The organism is Demequina sp. NBRC 110057, assembly GCF_002090175.1.
Taxonomy (GTDB): domain Bacteria; phylum Actinomycetota; class Actinomycetes; order Actinomycetales; family Demequinaceae; genus Demequina.
The window spans coordinates 630,689-646,571 of the sequence record NZ_BBRN01000003.1; the positions used below are offsets into that span (position 1 = coordinate 630,689).

The 15,883-nt window shown below is 73.6% G+C and carries 12 protein-coding genes; 5 read left to right on the forward strand and 7 right to left on the reverse strand.

Going from position 1 to position 15,883, the window contains the following annotated elements:
- Positions 1-17 precede the first annotated feature (17 nt).
- Positions 18-1,121, reverse strand: a complete 1,104-nt coding sequence (locus tag B7K26_RS02855) for a PDZ domain-containing protein (protein ID WP_234998664.1) — start codon at positions 1,119-1,121, stop codon at positions 18-20.
- A gap of 108 nt (positions 1,122-1,229) precedes the next feature.
- Here B7K26_RS02855 and B7K26_RS02860 point away from each other — a divergent pair, with 108 nt between their 5' ends.
- The 3 genes from B7K26_RS02860 (at position 1,230) to B7K26_RS02865 (ending at position 3,935) form a co-directional block, all read left to right on the forward strand.
- Complete coding sequence (locus tag B7K26_RS02860; protein ID WP_234998665.1) at positions 1,230-2,642, forward strand: zinc-dependent metalloprotease; 1,413 nt, start codon at positions 1,230-1,232, stop codon at positions 2,640-2,642.
- Between the two features lie 135 nt (positions 2,643-2,777).
- Entirely contained in the window at positions 2,778-2,936 is a 159-nt protein-coding gene (locus B7K26_RS13005; protein WP_143340430.1) for a DUF5679 domain-containing protein, read from the forward strand.
- 147 nt (positions 2,937-3,083) lie between these two features.
- The gene (locus tag B7K26_RS02865; RefSeq protein WP_143340431.1) at positions 3,084-3,935 is read left to right on the forward strand and encodes a hypothetical protein; all 852 of its coding nucleotides are present in this window, start codon (positions 3,084-3,086) and stop codon (positions 3,933-3,935) included.
- 18 nt (positions 3,936-3,953) lie between these two features.
- Here the strand turns inward: B7K26_RS02865 and B7K26_RS02870 are convergent, their stop codons facing one another.
- Both B7K26_RS02870 and nudC read right to left on the reverse strand, forming a co-directional pair.
- Positions 3,954-5,936 (reverse strand): ATP-dependent helicase, encoded by a 1,983-nt coding sequence (locus B7K26_RS02870; protein WP_143340432.1) that lies wholly within the window; start codon positions 5,934-5,936, stop codon positions 3,954-3,956.
- A gap of 13 nt (positions 5,937-5,949) precedes the next feature.
- Entirely contained in the window at positions 5,950-6,855 is a 906-nt protein-coding gene (gene nudC / locus B7K26_RS02875; protein WP_084077156.1) for an NAD(+) diphosphatase, read from the reverse strand.
- Positions 6,856-6,939: 84 nt separating this feature from the next.
- On the opposite strand from nudC, the gene B7K26_RS02880 reads away from it, so the two are divergent.
- The gene (locus B7K26_RS02880) at positions 6,940-7,878 is read left to right on the forward strand and encodes a phosphotransferase (protein WP_084077157.1); all 939 of its coding nucleotides are present in this window, start codon (positions 6,940-6,942) and stop codon (positions 7,876-7,878) included.
- A 4-nt stretch (positions 7,879-7,882) separates the two neighbouring features.
- Here B7K26_RS02880 and B7K26_RS02885 read toward each other — a convergent pair whose 3' ends face one another.
- From B7K26_RS02885 to B7K26_RS02900, 4 genes are read right to left on the reverse strand one after another with little or no spacing between them, the layout of a single operon-like run.
- Positions 7,883-8,212 (reverse strand): biopolymer transporter Tol, encoded by a 330-nt coding sequence (locus tag B7K26_RS02885; RefSeq protein ID WP_084077548.1) that lies wholly within the window; start codon positions 8,210-8,212, stop codon positions 7,883-7,885.
- A 2-nt stretch (positions 8,213-8,214) separates the two neighbouring features.
- Complete coding sequence (locus B7K26_RS02890) at positions 8,215-11,493, reverse strand: ATP-dependent DNA helicase (RefSeq protein WP_084077158.1); 3,279 nt, start codon at positions 11,491-11,493, stop codon at positions 8,215-8,217.
- Entirely contained in the window at positions 11,490-14,639 is a 3,150-nt protein-coding gene (locus tag B7K26_RS02895) for an ATP-dependent DNA helicase (protein ID WP_159449587.1), read from the reverse strand. The genes B7K26_RS02890 and B7K26_RS02895 overlap by 4 nt, the downstream gene beginning before the upstream one ends.
- 49 nt (positions 14,640-14,688) lie before the next feature.
- A complete protein-coding gene (locus tag B7K26_RS02900; RefSeq protein WP_159449588.1) occupies positions 14,689-15,612 on the reverse strand; it encodes a DUF3152 domain-containing protein in 924 nt (307 codons plus the stop codon).
- 49 nt (positions 15,613-15,661) lie between these two features.
- On the opposite strand from B7K26_RS02900, the gene B7K26_RS02905 reads away from it, so the two are divergent.
- Positions 15,662-15,880 (forward strand): DUF3107 domain-containing protein, encoded by a 219-nt coding sequence (locus B7K26_RS02905; RefSeq protein ID WP_084077161.1) that lies wholly within the window; start codon positions 15,662-15,664, stop codon positions 15,878-15,880.
- Positions 15,881-15,883 lie beyond the last annotated feature (3 nt).

The following is a 15,883-nucleotide window of genomic DNA, read 5'->3' on the forward strand; positions in this document are numbered from 1 at the left end:
GGTGGGGTCCAGCGTAATCAGGAGGCGTCGCAGGTGGCCAGCCCGGAGGTGTCCCCGGAGCCGATGGCCGTGATCGCCGCGTAGCCGTCGTCGATGTCGTCGACAGCAAAGACGGATAGGCCGTCGGGGATGTTCCCCACGACCTCATCGCAGTTTTCGACGGGCGCGAGGAAGTAGGCGGCGCCCGCGTCGCGAGCGCCATGGAGCTTCATGCGGATGCCGCCGATGGGCTCGACGTCGCCGTCGGCGCTGATGGCGCCGGTGCCGGCGACGTGAGCGTCGTTTAACTCGTCGTCCTCGGTGAGTTGATCCATGATCGACAGAGCGAACATCAGGCCGGCGGAGGGACCGCCCACCTGGTCCACGTTGACGGTGACGTCGATCGGCATGTCGAAGTCGGGCCGCACGTAGATACCCATGACAGCGCCGCCGTCGCCGTCGTCGAGGGTGGCGAACGTCTCGTCGAGGCTCTCACCGTCGCGCGTGACGGTGACCGTGATGTCGTCGCCTGGCGCCACCGTCGCGAGCACGTCGAAGAGGTCGGTGTAGGAGTCGATGGGACTGCCGTCGATCGCCGTGATGAGGTCACCCTCCCGCAGGAGGCCCTGCGCATTCGACTCGGGTGTCAGCTCCGCGACGGTGATCGTGGCCGGCACCTCCTGTCCCAGGGCGCCGAGCGCGGCGACGGTGGCCGACTGCTGCGAGGTCACCCACTGCTGCTCCGACTGCTGCTCGACGGCGTCGCGCTCGTCGGGGTCGCCAAGCACGGCCTCCTCCGGCTGCACGTAGCGAGCGTCGGACACCCAGCCGCGCAGCACCTGGCCGAGCGAGAACCAGGTGGAGCTGGCGCTGGCCACGGAGACTGTCGTCAGCCGCAGTTCACCAGAGGCGGGATACGTGTCCGCGCCCGAGATTTCGACGACGGGGGTGCCGTCGTCCTCCTCGCCGAGGGTGTTGAACGTCGGTCCCGGGGCGCCGATCGCGAACTGCGCCGGAAGGATCGACAGCAGCGCCAGGAGGAGCGCGGAACCGAGCCCGGTGACCGCGAGGACCATGTCCCTTCGGGTGGTCGGCTCGACGACATCCTCGACGGGGGCGAAGGGGTCCGGCTCGTTCGTCACCGGGCCATCATTGCTCATAGCGAACGGCTGACCCAACTCGCGTTCGCCCGCGTTACCGTTGACCCGACGCCCGCGAACGGCGCGGGCGGCACGACCCCGGGAGCCTTCGTGACCGACGACAACACCCCCTGGATGCGCCTGCTGCGCGAGCTGTTTGGCGACGATGCGGAGGCGGCCCTCGCGGAGCTCGAGCGCATGGGGATGGATCCGAGCGCGCTCGCGCAGGCCTCGGGGATGCTCGGCAACCCGGCGATGATGGACCACGTCCTGGGTCAGATCCGTTCCCTCATTTCTCAGTCGCAGGGCGAGGACGTCAACTGGACCCTTGCCCACGACGTCGCCCGCGGCGTCGCCGCCCAGGGGGGCGATCCGTCTATCACCGCTGCCGTCGCCCAGGCCCATCGGGCCGCGATCTCGCGCGCGGAACTCTGGCTCGACGCCGCCACGGACTTCGACCCCACCTCGCTCGAGCCGCGCGTCGTCAGCCGCGCCGAGTGGGTGGAGGCGACCCTGCCCACCTGGCGCGTCATCGCCGGCCCCGTGGCCGTGAGCGTGTCGAAGGCGCTGGGCACCATCCTGCGCGGCGAGGACGGCTCCGGCTCCGCCATGGAGGCGATGGGCCTCAACGGCGACGAGGCGGGTGCGCTGGTGCAGTCGGTGAGTCCGACAGTGTGCGGCATGCACATGGGTCAGGCGGCGGGCCAGATGTCTCGCGAGACCTTCGGCGTGACCGACCTTGGCTTCCCCTTGCTCGCGGAGCCGCGCGTCACCCTGGTGCCGACCGTCATCCGCGAGTTCGCGGCTGGCCTTGACCTTCCCGACGATGAGGTGCTGACGTTCCTGGCGCTGCGCGAGGCGGCACACGTGCGTCTCTTCGCCGCCGCGCCGTGGCTTCCCGGACACCTTCACAACCTCATCGAACGCTATGCGGCTGGCATCAGCATCGACCTGGAGGCGCTCGACTCCGCGGTGTCCGAGATCGGCGTCACGGACCCCGCCAAGCTGCAGGCCGCACTCACCGAGGGCATCTTCAACCCGCGTCACTCCGAGTCGCAGGAGGAGACGCTCGCGTCCATCGAGACGCTGCTCGCGCTCATCGAGGGGTGGGTCGACGAGGTGACGCTGCGCGCGGCCGCCCCGCACCTGGGCTCCATCGGCGCGTTGAGCGAGATGCTGCGGCGTCGCCGCGCTGCCGGCGGACCCGCCGAGGACGCCTTCAAGACCCTGCTCGGCCTCGAGCTGCGGCCGCGCCGCATGCGGGAGGCCGCGGCGCTGTGGCGCGAGGTCACCACCCGTGCAGGCGCCGAGTCCCGCGACCGCGTCTGGTCGCACCCCGACATGCTTCCCACCAGCACGGACCTCGACGACCGCGCCGCCTGGGTGACCCGCTGGGTCGACGGCGGCGGCGAGGCGGACGACGTCGACCGCGAGCTCGAGGCGCTCCTGCGCGGCGCCGTCGAGGACTCGCAGCGGCCCCCGTCCGACGACGACGAGAACGGGCCCGCAACCCCCCAGGTGTGATCCGGCGCGACACGGGGAGGGCGGCATGTGCCGAAAAACCATCATCCCCGTCTACGCTGGGTCCTGATCGGCCCACTGGGCCACCAGAACTGCACGGCGCTCAGGCGCCATGCGACTACGAGAAGGAGAAGCCGAATGGCCGACAAGTACCAGGGCGAGTTCTACTGCGTGAAGTGCAAGGACAAGCGCACCACCGAGGGTGACGTCGTCGTCTCGGAGAACGGCCGCCGTATGGCGAAGGCTGTGTGCCCCGAGTGCGGCACCAAGCTCAACCGCATCCTCGGCAAGGCCTAATCGCCTCACCGCGGACTACACGTCACGGCGGGTCGCCCCTTCGGGGGGCGGCCCGCCGTCGTCGTTCCCGGCCCCTGCTCGTCAGGCGCCGCAGGGCACCCCTGTGGACAACGCCTGCGGGCCCCCCGCGGCTGGCAGGCTCGGGGAATGCGCCTGAGGACCGGGGTACCCGTGCTTGCCCGCTCTGATGGCGCGCTGCAGGTGGGGCTCTCCAGGCCGCTCGTGCTGCGTGGCCTCGGGGACGAGGCCCGGGAGTTCGTCGGACGCCTCGAGCACGGCCGCGAGCCCACGCCCGCCGAGCGCGCCGCGCACGCTCCCCTATGGCGTGCCCTCGAGGCTCACGGCGCCCTGGACGGGGACGCGGCGCCCGCCCCCGTCCGGGTCAGGGTGCGCGATACCGGGCCGCTCGGCGTGGCGATCGTCGCGGGCGTGATCGCCGCGGGAGGCAGGGCGGGCTTCGCTGCCCGTGAGGCCGGGGACCTTCCCGGACCCGCGCGCACCGCGGCGCTGCGCCGCCTGCATGTCCTCTCCCCGCGCGCGGTGCCGCTCATGGCTCACGCCGAGGCGGACATCGACGTGGTCGTGGGCGTCGGCGCGAGCCCGCCGCTCGCCCTCGCGCTCGTGGCACGCGACCTCCCCCACCTCGTCGTGACCACCGACGACGAGGGAGTCACCGTCGGCCCGCTGGTTCGCCCCGGGGAGGGCGCGTGCGGGACGTGCGCCGACCTCACCAGGGTCGATGCCGACCCCGAGTTTCCGTGGCTCGCGGCGCAGTGCGCGGCCCGGCCCACCGGGGCCCCCGCGGCGCCCCTCGCCCTCGTGGCGGCGCTTGCCGCGCACCTCTGTGCGGCGGCCGATGCCGCGGCCGGCACCGCATGGCGGGTGCCGCGCTCCGGTCTCGCCACGCGGGCCGACGTGGCTCCCCACCCCGCCTGCGACTGCGGGGCGGCCGGCGCCGTGGGCGACGAGGTCACCGCGCGCCGGACGCGCCTGGGCTGAGCCCGCGCGCGATGCCGCTCACGCCTCGGCGACCACCTCCAACACCTGCTGCCCATAGGCGTCGAGCTTGGACGCGCCGATGCCGCGCACCTGGGCAAGCTCGCCGAGCGTGCCTGGCCGTCGCTGCGCGATCTCCACAAGCGTCGTGTCCACGAGGACCGTGAAGGCGGGCTTCGAATCCCTCTGGGCGATCGCGAGGCGCCACGCCTTGAGCGCCTCGTAGAGCCGCACCTGGTCCGCATCGAGTTCCCGCAGGGCGTCCTTGGTCGACGCGCGCCGCTCCCGGGGCCGCACGGCGTCCGGCCACCACTTATCGAGGAACCGGGTGCGCTTGCGCGTCGCGCGGCCTCCCTCCTTGCGAGAACGGGCAAAACTCAGGTGCAGGTGCTCACGGGCGCGGGTAATCGCCACGTACAGCAGGCGGCGCTCCTCCTCGACGGCCTCCGGGGTCTCGGCCATCTTCACGGGGAGCAGCCCCTCGGAGCAGCCGATGACGAACACGGCGTCCCACTCGAGGCCCTTCGCGGCGTGCATGGTGGTGAGGGTGACCCCGTCGACCGCGGGAGCGTGCTGCGCCTGCGCGCGTTCGACCATGTGCTCGACGAACTCGCGCATGGTCGCCGACCCGCCCGCGTCCTCGTCCACGTCGTCGGCGAGCTGCACGAGCGACTGAAGGGAGTCCCACCGCTCGCGCACGGCGCCGCGCGCGGCGGGCGGCTCCTCCGACCAGCCGGCGTCGGACAGCGCCGACCTCACCTGCGAGCCGAGCGGCTCGTCCGAGGGCGCCACGGCGGCGCCACGCAGCAGCACCATCGCCTTGCGTACCTCTTCGCGGTCGAAGAAGCGCTGGCCGCCGCGCACCAGGTAGCCGATGCCGCGCGTGCTGAGCGCCTCCTCGAGCACCTCCGACTGAGTGTTCATCCTGTACAGCACGGCGATCTGTGAGGCGGGAGTGCCGGCGGCGACGAGCCTGCCGATCCTGTCGGCGACGCCAGCGGCCTCCGCGGCATCGTCCTCATACGCGGTGTACTCGGGCTCGGGCCCCGAGGCGCGCTGCGACACCAACTCGACGCCCATGCCGGCGGCGCCGCGCTGGGCCATGAGGCCGTTCGCGAGGTTCACCACCTGCGGGGTAGAGCGGTAATCACGCACCAGGCGCACCACCGCCGCGCCGGGGTGCGTGCGCGTGAAGCCGAGGAGATGCTGCGGGCTCGCCCCCGCGAACGAGTAGATGGTCTGGGCGGGGTCGCCGACCACGCACAGCTCGTTGCGGTCACCCATCCACTGTTCGAGCAGGAACTGCTGGAGCGGGGAGACGTCCTGATACTCGTCGACCACGAAGTGGCGGTACTGGCGGCGGATCTGCTCCCCCACCTCGCCGTGGCGGCCGATGATGTCCGCGAGCAGGAGCAGGATGTCCTCGAAGTCGAGCACCACCGACTCCGTCTTCGCCTCCTCGTAGGCGCGCATCACGTCCACCACCTGTCGGCGCTCGACGCCAGCGGGGGCCGGCCGGCCAGCATCGGCCGTCACCCTCACGTAGTCGTCGGGCGACACGAGCGACACCTTGGCCCACTCGATCTCGCTGGCGAGGTCGCGCACGGTGAGGCGGTCCGGCTGGAGTCCGGCCACGCGTGCGGCGCGGCCCACGAGCGGCGCCTTGTGTTCGACGAGCTGAGGGATCTGCCCGCCGACCACCTGCGGCCAGAAGTAGCTGAGCTGGCGCAGCGCGGCCGCGTGAAAGGTGCGCGCCTGAACGCCGGGGGCTCCGAGCGCGCGCAGCCGCTGACGCATCTCCCCCGCCGCGCGGGCGGTGAACGTGACGGCGAGCACCGACTGCGGGTTGTACGCGTCGACCTGCACGCCGTACGCGATGCGATGGGTGATGGCACGCGTCTTGCCCGTGCCCGCGCCGGCGAGTACGCACACGGGCCCGTGCAGCGCGGTCGCCACCTGGCGCTGTTCGGGGTCGAGGGCCTCGAGGATCTGGTCTGCTGACATCGATGCCATGGTGTCAGGCGGCGCCGACATCGGCGGTGCCGGACTGGCGCCACTGCTCGAGGAGGCTGCGCGCGATGGATCCCGCGGGGGGCAGCACCATGCGCCCGGCCTGGGTGGCCTCGTCGAGCTCGGCCCTGGTCACCCACAGGGCGTCGGTGATCTCCACGCCGTCCGGCGTGAGGGCGGCCGACGCTGCACGCGCCGTGAATCCCACCATCACCGAGGCGGGGAAGGGCCACGGCTGCGACCCCACGTACGCGACGTCGGTCACGGCGAGGCCGACCTCCTCTGCCACCTCGCGGTGGACTGCCTGCTCGAAGCTCTCTCCGGGCTCCACGTAGCCCGCGAGGTGCGAGTAGCGGCCCGCGGAGAAGGTGGCGGCGTGCGCGACGAGCAGCCTGTCCTGGTCGTCGGTGACCGCGACGATGATCGCCGGGTCGGTACGCGGATAGTGGTCGCGCCCCTCCGCCTCGCAGCGGCGCACCCAGCCGCCGCTGATGGCGACGGTGGCCTCGCCGCAGTGGGCACAGCGCGGGTGGTTGGCGTGCCAGCGTTGGAGCGCCACGGCGGTGGTGACGAGTTCGCGGTCGCGCGCGCCGTCGGGGCGGGCGTCGAGGCTGGCCAGCAGCGGGCGCAGCGGCACCAGCGCGGCGCCCGCCTCGAGCGCCGCGGAGACTCCCGCCTCCCCGTCGGCGGGCACGAGGAGGGCAAGATCGCGGCCGTCCGCCGCCCCCAGGTACGCGACGAGCGAGGCCTCCGGGTGCTCCCCCGGCGCGAGCAGCACCGGCGCGCCGTCGCGGGCGAGCACCGCGCCGTCCACGACGACCACGGCATCGGCCCTGGCAAGGTCCGCGTCGCCGCGACGCTCGGCGGCGCGATCGACGAGAAGGGGCTGGTCAAGGAAGACGGGGGCACTCACTCCTCCCACGCTACGGCACGGGTGAACGACCGATGACGGCGTGGAGCGTGGCGCCCGCCCCCGTTGTTCCTCTAGCGTGAGGGCGTGCCTCGTTCTCCCCTCGCGCTGGCAGCGCTCGCGTCGGCGGCCGTCCCCGGCCTCGACGTCTACGACGTGCTGCGTAGCCCTCACTCGGACGCCGACTTTGACGTCGTGGTGGTCAAGGACGGCACGGGCACCAGGTGGATCGTGCGCGCGCCCCGTCGCGCGGCGGCCGGCGCCGCCTTGGAGGCAGAGCGCTCGCTGCTGAAGGCGCTCGGCAGGGCCCACGACACCGGGCTGCTGTCCTTTGACGTGCCGCGCCCGCGCGGAGCCGCCCAGATGGAGCCCGCAGGCGACGGCCGCGCCATCGTCTACAGCGAGGTTCCCGGCGCTCCCCTGGTCCTGTCGCGCCTCGAGCCCGGTCCCGGCCTGACGGCAGCGCTGGGCCGCGCCATCGGCGAGATCCATGAGCTGCCGCCGTCGTTGGTCGAGGACGAGGGCCTTCCCGCCTACGACGCCGAGGAGTACCGCCAGCGCCGCCTGTCGGAGCTCGACGCGGGGATGCAGACCGGCAAGGTCCCGCCGCGCCTGGCGGACCGCTGGGAGCAGCAGCTCGAGAACGTCGCCTGGTGGCGATTCGAGCCGACTGTCGTCCACGGCGACCTGGGCGAACACCAGATCATGGTGTCCGGGGACACGGTACGGGGCGTCATCGACTGGATGGACGCGCGGGTGGCCGACCCCGCGGACGACCTCGCCTGGCTGGTGGCCGCCGCCCCCGACGACATCATGGAGTCGGTGCTCGAGGCCTACCGGATGCGTCGCCGCGAGACACGCGACCCGCACCTGATCGACCGCGCCAGGCTGTCCTCGGAGATGGCGCTGCTGCGGTGGCTCATGTACGGCGTGCGCACCGACAACGCCGATGTGGTCTCGGACGGCGAGGGAATGCTCGCCGACCTCGAGACCATGCTGTTCGACGACGCGGACGACGAGGCTTAGCCCCTCAGCCCTCGACGGGAGCGATCTCGTCGAGCCTGTCCAGCGCCTCGCGCGCACGCGCCACGCGGTCGGCCTCCCGCTCGTCCCACCAGGCCGGCCCCCGCTCGCCCAGGCCGTGCTTGGCAAGCGACACCCGCGCGCGGGCCGCCGCCACGGCATCGTCGTCCCCGGCCCTCGACGCACGCCCCACGGCGGAGCGTGCCCGACCGAGGTGAGAGGTGAGCCGGGCGACGACGTCGTCGGGAAGCGCGGGATCGGTGCGGCGCCAGCGACGGCCGTCGACGACGATCCACCGCTCGGCGTCGTCCTCGTTGTCTCGCGCGCGGCCGGACACCGTCACGTCCCGCGCAGCAGCGCGACGATCTCGTCGCGGCCGAGGAGCCGCTCGGGCCACACCGTCTGGTCGGCCGCCACATAGTAGAACGCGGCGTCCACGTCCTCGAGCGGGATGCCCTTCCACTCCGACCATGCGAGCCGGTACACGGCGAGCTGCACCTCGCGGGCGGCACGCTCGGCGTCGTCGCGCGGCGGACGCCCCGACTTCCAGTCGACCACGGTGACGCGCTCGAGGCCTCCACCGGGCGGGAACACCGCGTCGATGCGGGAGCGCAGCGTCACGCCGTCGACGGGGAGCTCCACCCGCACCTCGATGTCGGTGGGGCTGCGCCGCGCCCAGGGGGAGGCGGCGAACGTCTCACGCAGGGCCTCGACGTCCGCCGCGTCGACGGCGTCCTCCGGCATCAGGTCCTCGGGGGTCAGCAGCGTGGGATGGCCGAAGTGCGCCTCGATCCACGAATGCAGCGCCGTGCCGCGGGCGGAGGCGAGCGTCGGCTCCTGCGGGAGGGGCCGACGCAACTGCTCGGCGAACCCGTCACGGTCCCGGTGCATCCACACCAGTTGGGAGGTGGTGAGGTGGCCAGGAAGCGGCACGCTCGCCCTGGTTCCCGCGCGCAGCGCGCGTTCGGCAAGCATGGCCTGGATGTCGCGACCCCACGGCAGCGTGTCCCAGTCGGGGGGCGAGGCTGCGATGTCGGGCATCACCGCGACCACGTCCGCCGCGAGGGCGCGCCTGCGCTCCTGCTCGGGCGTCGCGGGCCGCGGCCAGACGCCCACCGCGGCGGGCGCCACGGGCCGCTCGTCCTCGGGGTCGGGGCGTGGAGCCCAGCCGGCCTCGTCGACGATGCCCGCGTCGCGGAGCCCGCCGAGGAACAGTGACGGCGCCGACGGCGACCGGGAGGTGGTCCACCAGGATCCGGTCAGCAACACGTGCGAACGTGCCCGTGTGATCGCGACGTAGAACAGCCGCCGCTCCTCGTCGATGCGGTGCTCCCCCGCCTCGGCCTTGAACGCGGCGACGGCCTCCTTGAGCGAGGCGCGGTCGCCCACGTCGCCGAGGTCGAACAGGGGAAGGTCCTCGCGGTCGAGGCGCAGCGGGTAGGGCAAGGCTCCCGCCTCGGACAGCCAGGCGCTGTCGTTCGCGGTCACCCGCTGGCGCCCGTCCTCGTCCTCCCCGAGGGACGGCACGGCTCCCGACGGGAACTGGCTCTTCGCGCCGCTACCGGTGCCCTGTGTCATGCCGGGAATCGCGACGATGTCCCACTCGAGCCCCTTGGCGCTGTGCGCGGTGAGGATCTGGACGGCGCCGGGCTCCGGCTCCTTGACCGGCGCGCTGAGGCCGCGCTCCTCCCGCCTGGCGGCCTCGAGCCAGGTGAGGAAGGCGCCAAGGGTGGCGCGTTCGGCCCCGGCCCCGAAGGACCTGGCGGCGTCGAGGAACGCGTCGACGTTGCGTGCTGCACGCCCGTCAGGGCGCGCCACCTCGGCCTCGATGTCGAGGCCCCACGCGCGCTCGGCGAACACGATGAGCTCCGTCAGCGGCAGGTACGTGTGCTCGCGGATCGCGCGAATCACGCCGCGCAACACGGCGAGGCGCGACAGCGCGGCATCCGACAGCGCGCGCCCGGCATCGGAGACCCATCCGGGGCCGGGGAGCGTGTCCACGCCGTCGACGATGGTGGGCGCGTGTTCGCGCGGGTCCCTGGTGTCGCGGTCGCGGTCGGACCAGTCCTTGAGCGCCATCAGGTCGCCGGGCCCGAGCGCGAGCCGCTCCCCCGTCAGGAGGCGCATGAGCGAGTCGCCTCGCGACGGGTCGTGCGCCACCTGCAGCAGCGCGATGAGCTCCGCCACCTCGGGGGTGTCGATGAGGCCGCCGAGGCCCACCACCTCGTAGTCGAGGCCCGCGCGGGTCAGCGCCTCCACGATGGGCCCGAACTGGACGCGACGGCGGCACAGCACTGCCGCCGTCGGCACGGATCCGCCCCGGGCGAGTTCCGCGCGCCGCGCGACGATGAAGTCCGCGACAGCGTCGGCCTCCGCCGGCAGGTCGGCCGCCATGTGCGCTGCCACGCCGGGGAAGGCCCGGCGCGGCTCCTCGCGGCCCAGGTACTGGCCGGTGGAGCGCAGCGGCTCGACGTGAACGGTGGGGTGGGCGGGGAGCGCGCGCGCCACGGCGTTGGCGGCGGCGAGGATCGAGGCCTCGTTGCGCCACGAGACGGACAGGGTGCGGCTCACGACGGCATCGGGCCCTCCGAACTCCGTCGCGAACGAGGACAGGGCGCTAGCCGAGGCGCCGCGGAAGCCGTAGATGGCCTGATTGGGGTCGCCGACCGCCATGACCGGGTGGCCGGGGCCGAACATGCGCGCGAACAGCCGCAGCTGCGCGGGCGACGTGTCCTGGAACTCGTCGAGCAGCACCACTCGGAAGCGGCTGCGCTCGATCGCCTGGACGGCGTCGAGGTCCGCGAGGGCGACGCCGTAGGCGACCTGGTCCGAGAAGTCCAGGAGCGAGCCGTCGCGCTTGCGGCGAAGGAACTCCTGGGCCATGGGGGCGAGGTCGACGAGGGTGGCGAGCTGCTTGAGCGAGGCGGCCTCTGGGGTGGGGTTGCCATTCGCGTTCACGAGCGCGGTGCCGCCCCTGGCGCCGGGGAGCCCCTCGAGGCTCGCGAGCGTACGCGCGGCCCAGTCGCGCACCGCGGCCGGGTCCGTCAGATGTTCGCGGGTCTGGCCCGCGAGGCGGGTGATCGCGGCGGTGAGCGTACTCATCGCGGCACTCGTGTCGACGGGCTCGTCCCAGTACGTGACGATGTCGTCGGCGATCTGCCACAGCGCGGCATCGGTCACTGTCGCGGCGTCGGGGTCGACGCCGAGCCGCAGGCCGTGCTCTGACACGAGCGACGCGGCGTAGCCGTTGTAGGTCGCGACGCTGACGGGGGGCCGCGCCGGGTCCTCGCCGAAGACGGCGGAGATGCGCGCCTCGGCCCGCTCCGCGATCTCGGCCGCGGCCTTGCGAGTGAAGGTGAGGCAGAGGATCTCGTCGGGGCTGAGCGCCCTCCCGAAGAGCTCCTCGGCGTGATCCAACAGGTAGACCATGCGCATCGACAGCGTCTCGGTCTTGCCCGAGCCGGCGCCGGCCACGATGAGGGTCGGGGCCAGGCCCGCGCCGATGATCCGCGCCTGCTCGGGAGTCGGGGTGGTGCGGGCGTCGATGATCGCTGACAGGTCCTCGACGCTGCGGGCCAGGCCCGCCACTCGGCCGGCCTGAAGTGCGGTGTCCGTCATGCCTCGCTCACCTGGCGTCCCTCCGCCTGCACCGGGCAGGCGCGCCGCACGGGGCAGTGGTCGCACATGTCGTTCACTGTCGCCTCGAAGGCCGAGGCGCGCATGGTCGTGACCACGTCTCCCAGGCGCGCCCGCTGCTCCTCGACGTCGATCGGCAGCTGTTCGCGCACCGCGTGGCCCTTGGTCGAGCCGCCCACAAACACCAGGGCGGCCCCGTCGGCGCGTTCGACGCCGGCGAAGGCGGCGTGCGCGGCGGCCAGCTGGTACATCGCGAGCTGCGCGTGGGTCGCGGGGTCGCCAGCGTACGTGGCGCTTCCCGTCTTGAGGTCGACGATGCGGGTCGCGTCTCCCCGGTGCTCCACACGGTCAGCGCTGCCGGTCAGCAGCGCGTCGTCGATGACGACCTCGAAGCGCTCCTCGAGCTCGACGGCGTCGACGGGGTTGGACGTGAGGTAGCCCGCGAGCCTCGTCACCATCGCGTCCGCGCGCTCGCGCAGGGCGCGGTCGGGAAGGGTGTCGGTCCCGGCGATCTCGTGCCAGCGCTCGTCGAGCGCCGTCCTCAGTTCGTCGAGGTCGCCCTCGGGGTGCTGCTGCGCGAGCTCGTGGATGAGCGTGCCCAGCTGCTGCTTGTCGCTGTCGGCGCCCACCCCTCCCGCGCTCTCGAGCGCCCACCTGAGCGCGCAGCGCTCGACGCCCTCGACGCGCGACGGCGACACCCGCACGGGGTCGCCGCCCTCGAAGTATCCGGCGGCGGTGGACGGCTCCGCCACCCCGCTCCAGGCGCGCGGGTGGGCGCCCGGCACGTCGAGGTCGGCGAGCGCGGCGAGCGCCGTCGCGTACGACGTCCTGTCGTCCCCGGTCGCGGCGGCCCCCTCGGCACGGAGCGTGGCGACGGCGTGGCGAAGGTCGGCGACGCGCGGCACGGTCCCGGTGGCCTGGGGTTCGACGCCGGTCGCGCTCGCGACCCAGTCGATGAAGCGCGAGGGCCGCGTGTCCTCGTCCTCCACACAGGCGAGCACGAGGCCGCGTCGGGGTCGCGACACGGCGACGGCAAAGGCGCGCGCCTCGTCGTCGAGGACGCTGCGCCTGGCGGCGGCGGCGAGCGCCGACCGGCGCTCGGCGTCGAGCGGCTCGGGCTGGGCGCGGAAGGCGAGGATCTCGGCGAGGTGCTGCGCGCCGAGCACCGAATCGCGCAGGCGCAGGTTGGGCCAGACGCCCTCCTCCACCCCGGCCACGACCGCGACGTCCCATTCGCGCCCGGCGGCGGAGGCCGGGGTCGCGAAGGCCACGGCATCGGACCCCTGGGCGCGAGCGCCGAGGCTGTCGATCGCAAACTCCTGGGACGTCAGGTGGTCGACGAAGCCCTGGGCGGTGACGCCACGCATGCGCTCTTCGACGTTCTGCGCCTCCCGCAGGAGCGCGATCACGGCGTCGAGGTCGGCGTCGTCGCGCGCGGAGCCCGCGAGGGCCGCCGCGCGCCAGCGCTCGGCGACATCCAGCGACTCCCAGAGGGTCCAGATCAGTCGGCGGGGCGACGTCTGCCCCTCGGAGGCCGCGGTCCGCGCCGCGGCCACCGCCGCGGCCGCGCGCGACGCGAGACGGGCCTCCTCGCCCCCGAGGCTCGCGAGCCGCGCGGGGTCCGCGAGCGCCTCGACGAGTAGCTCTCCCGCGGCGCGCATGCCTCCCGCGATCCGGTCCTCCCTCACCAGCGCGCGGCGCAGCCGTCGCAGCGCGACGGGGTCCAGCCCCACGAGCCGCGAGGCGAGGGCCTGCGTCGCCAGCTCCTCGTCCCACTCGCGCGCGCCCGCCGCGACGAGCATCATGCCCAGCAGCGGCTCGACGACGGACTGCTCGTGCAGCGCGACGCCGTCTCCCAGCGACTCGCAGGGGATGTCCGCGGACAGCAGGTCGGAGCGCAGCGCCCGCAGATGCCCGTTCGACCGGGCGATCACCACCATCCGGTTCCACGGCGTCGCCGGGCCGTCGAGCCCGTGCCTGGCGCGCCGCAGCGAAGCGGCGATGGCGCGCGACTGCGCGTACCGGTGGGGCGCGACGAGGATCTCGACGGGCGCGGGGCCATCCTCCCTGGCCGCGGCGGGCCGCCTGGCGGAGCCCACGGACTGGGTGCCGATGCGCGCGGTGACCTCGTCGACGGCGCCGGCGAGGGCGGCGGGCTGGCGGTGGCTCGCGGTCAGCCTCACCAGCGAGGCGTCGAAGGCGTGCCGCCCGGTCGGCGCGGTCGCCTCCGCGAGCGCGGCGGGCACCGCGCCGCGGTAGCCCTGGACCGATTCGTCGGCGTTGCCCACGAGGGCGACCCGAGCCCCGCGGGCGGCGATCGCGTCGATGAGCGCGATCACGGCAGCGGTGGCGTCCTGGTAGTCGTCGACGATGACGAGGTCCCACTCGGGTGCGGGCCCCCACGCGGGCTCCCACGTGTCGAGGGCGACCGCCGCCTCGCGCGCGACTCCCGCGGGGTCGTAGCGCAGGCCCTGCCCCTCGAGCAGGGTGCGCCACATCACGTTGTCGAGGTATTCCTCGAGCACCTGCGCGGCAGCGTGCCACTCGCGCCGCCCGGTGCGCTCGGCCATGTCGCGCAGCCCGTCGGGGTCGAGACCCGCCTCCGTGGCCCGCATGATGAGGTCGCGCAGCTCGGCGCGAAACCCCGGCAGCGCGGTCGCCTCCTGGGGCACGACCCCCGTCCAGTCGGGGCGGGCGCCCTGGCCCCGCGTGTGGCCCGCGAGGAGGTCGCGCAGGATGGCGTCCTGGTCGGCGCCGGTGATGAGGCTGGGCGGCGGCTCTCCCGCGCTCTCGGCCCGCGCGGCGAGGATGGTGTGGGCCACGGACGCCGCGGTCCGCACCACCGGCACACCCGTGGCGCGGTCAACGCCGGCGGACACCACGTCGCGCAGGTCGGCGGCGGCGGCGCGCGTGGGCGCGAGCACCAGCAGCCGGTCGGTGGTCACGCCGCGCGCGACGGCCCGGGCCGCGGCGGCCGCCACAACCGACGTCTTGCCAGCCCCGGGAGGACCGACGACTACGACGTTGCCGGGGCCGGCGACGATGCGTTCGACCGCCGCCTCCTGGTCCGCGTCGAGCAGCACACGGGAGGCCCGGGACGCGGGTGGGACGAGGTCGATCATCGACATGGCCCCACCCCACCACACGCCACCGACATCGACGCGGGAGGCACGCGCGCTACTCGTCCTTGGCGGTCGCCGAGGCGTCGGCGGAGGGCTCATCCGTCCCGACCGGCTCGTCCGGCGACGGCCACGGGTTCGGGTCGCAGGCGTCGTCGAGGTCGGCCTGGTCCGCCATGACGGGGGCGCGGCCCGACGTGCAGGTGACGTCCTCCTCGCCGAGGACGTGTCCCAGCCCGTGGTTGACCAGGTACTCCCTTGCCCCGGTGCGGTCGTCGCCGTAGCCGTCCAGGCCCGCGGCCCAGTCGTACAGGGACACCACCACGAGCCCCTCGTCGGCGCACGACGTGGCGGCGCTCGCCTCGGGGGTGGGGCTGGGGGACGCCGATGCTGTGGCATCGGTCACCGCGCCGATGCGGGCGGCGACGTGGGGCGTGGGGCAGCGCACCGCGGCTGTCGTGGGGCTCGCCACGACGATGCGCACGTCGGGCGCTCCCGTCGTCGGCACGAACTCGTACAGGCCCTTGGCTCCCCAGCCGCGGGGGTCGTTCAGGGTGTCGATCACGAAGGTCGCGAGCGCGTCGCCGTCGAGGGTGAGGCCGTCCTCCGTCTCGACGCGGACCCACTTGACCGACTTCGCGTCGCCCGTGGGTTGCGCGTCACCGTTCACCGTGTGGAAGGTGCCGTCCGCCTGCGTCGGCACCTCGAGCGACACGAGGCCCGCCGCGGCATCGGCCTCGTCGAGCTCACGGTCGATGGGCTCCATGGGGTCGAGCGACACCTCGGGCGTCGCCGTCTCGGACGCGGTGGGAGATGCGGTGACGGAGGGCGCGGGAGCGGCAAGTTCGCCGCCCACGAGGGAGGTTCCCCACCCCACGCCGATGCCGAGCGCGAAGGCCCCGACGACGATGCCGGCGACCACGAGGCCCCCCTTGGGCGTGATTCCCCTGCCCGCGAACAGCCGCTTTTTGTCGTCGGTCACGCCCCTACGATAGTTGCCAGACCTCAACACCCTGACCCTGGAGGACATCGTGGAGATTCGCATCGGCGTGCAGAACGTGGCGCGAGAGATCGTCATCGAGACCGACCTGTCCGGCGACGAGGTTGCCGCGAAGGTGGCCGATGCCGTGGCCGGAGCCACGCTCGACCTCACCGACGCCAAGGGTCGCCGCGTGGTGGTTCCCGCCGGCTCGCTCGGCTACGTGGAGATCGGCGAGGAGTCCAAGCGCCGCGTCGGCTTCGGGGCGTAACGG

Coding starts and splice junctions, on each gene's coding strand:
- B7K26_RS13005 (WP_143340430.1), top strand. CDS start 2,778: ATGGCCGACAAGTACCAGGGCGAGTTCTACTGCGTGAAGTGCAAGGAC.
- B7K26_RS02865 (WP_143340431.1), top strand. CDS start 3,084: ATGCGCCTGAGGACCGGGGTACCCGTGCTTGCCCGCTCTGATGGCGCG.
- B7K26_RS02870 (WP_143340432.1), bottom strand. CDS start 5,936: ATGTCAGCAGACCAGATCCTCGAGGCCCTCGACCCCGAACAGCGCCAG.
- B7K26_RS02890 (WP_084077158.1), bottom strand. CDS start 11,493: ATGACGGACACCGCACTTCAGGCCGGCCGAGTGGCGGGCCTGGCCCGC.
- B7K26_RS02895 (WP_159449587.1), bottom strand. CDS start 14,639: ATGTCGATGATCGACCTCGTCCCACCCGCGTCCCGGGCCTCCCGTGTG.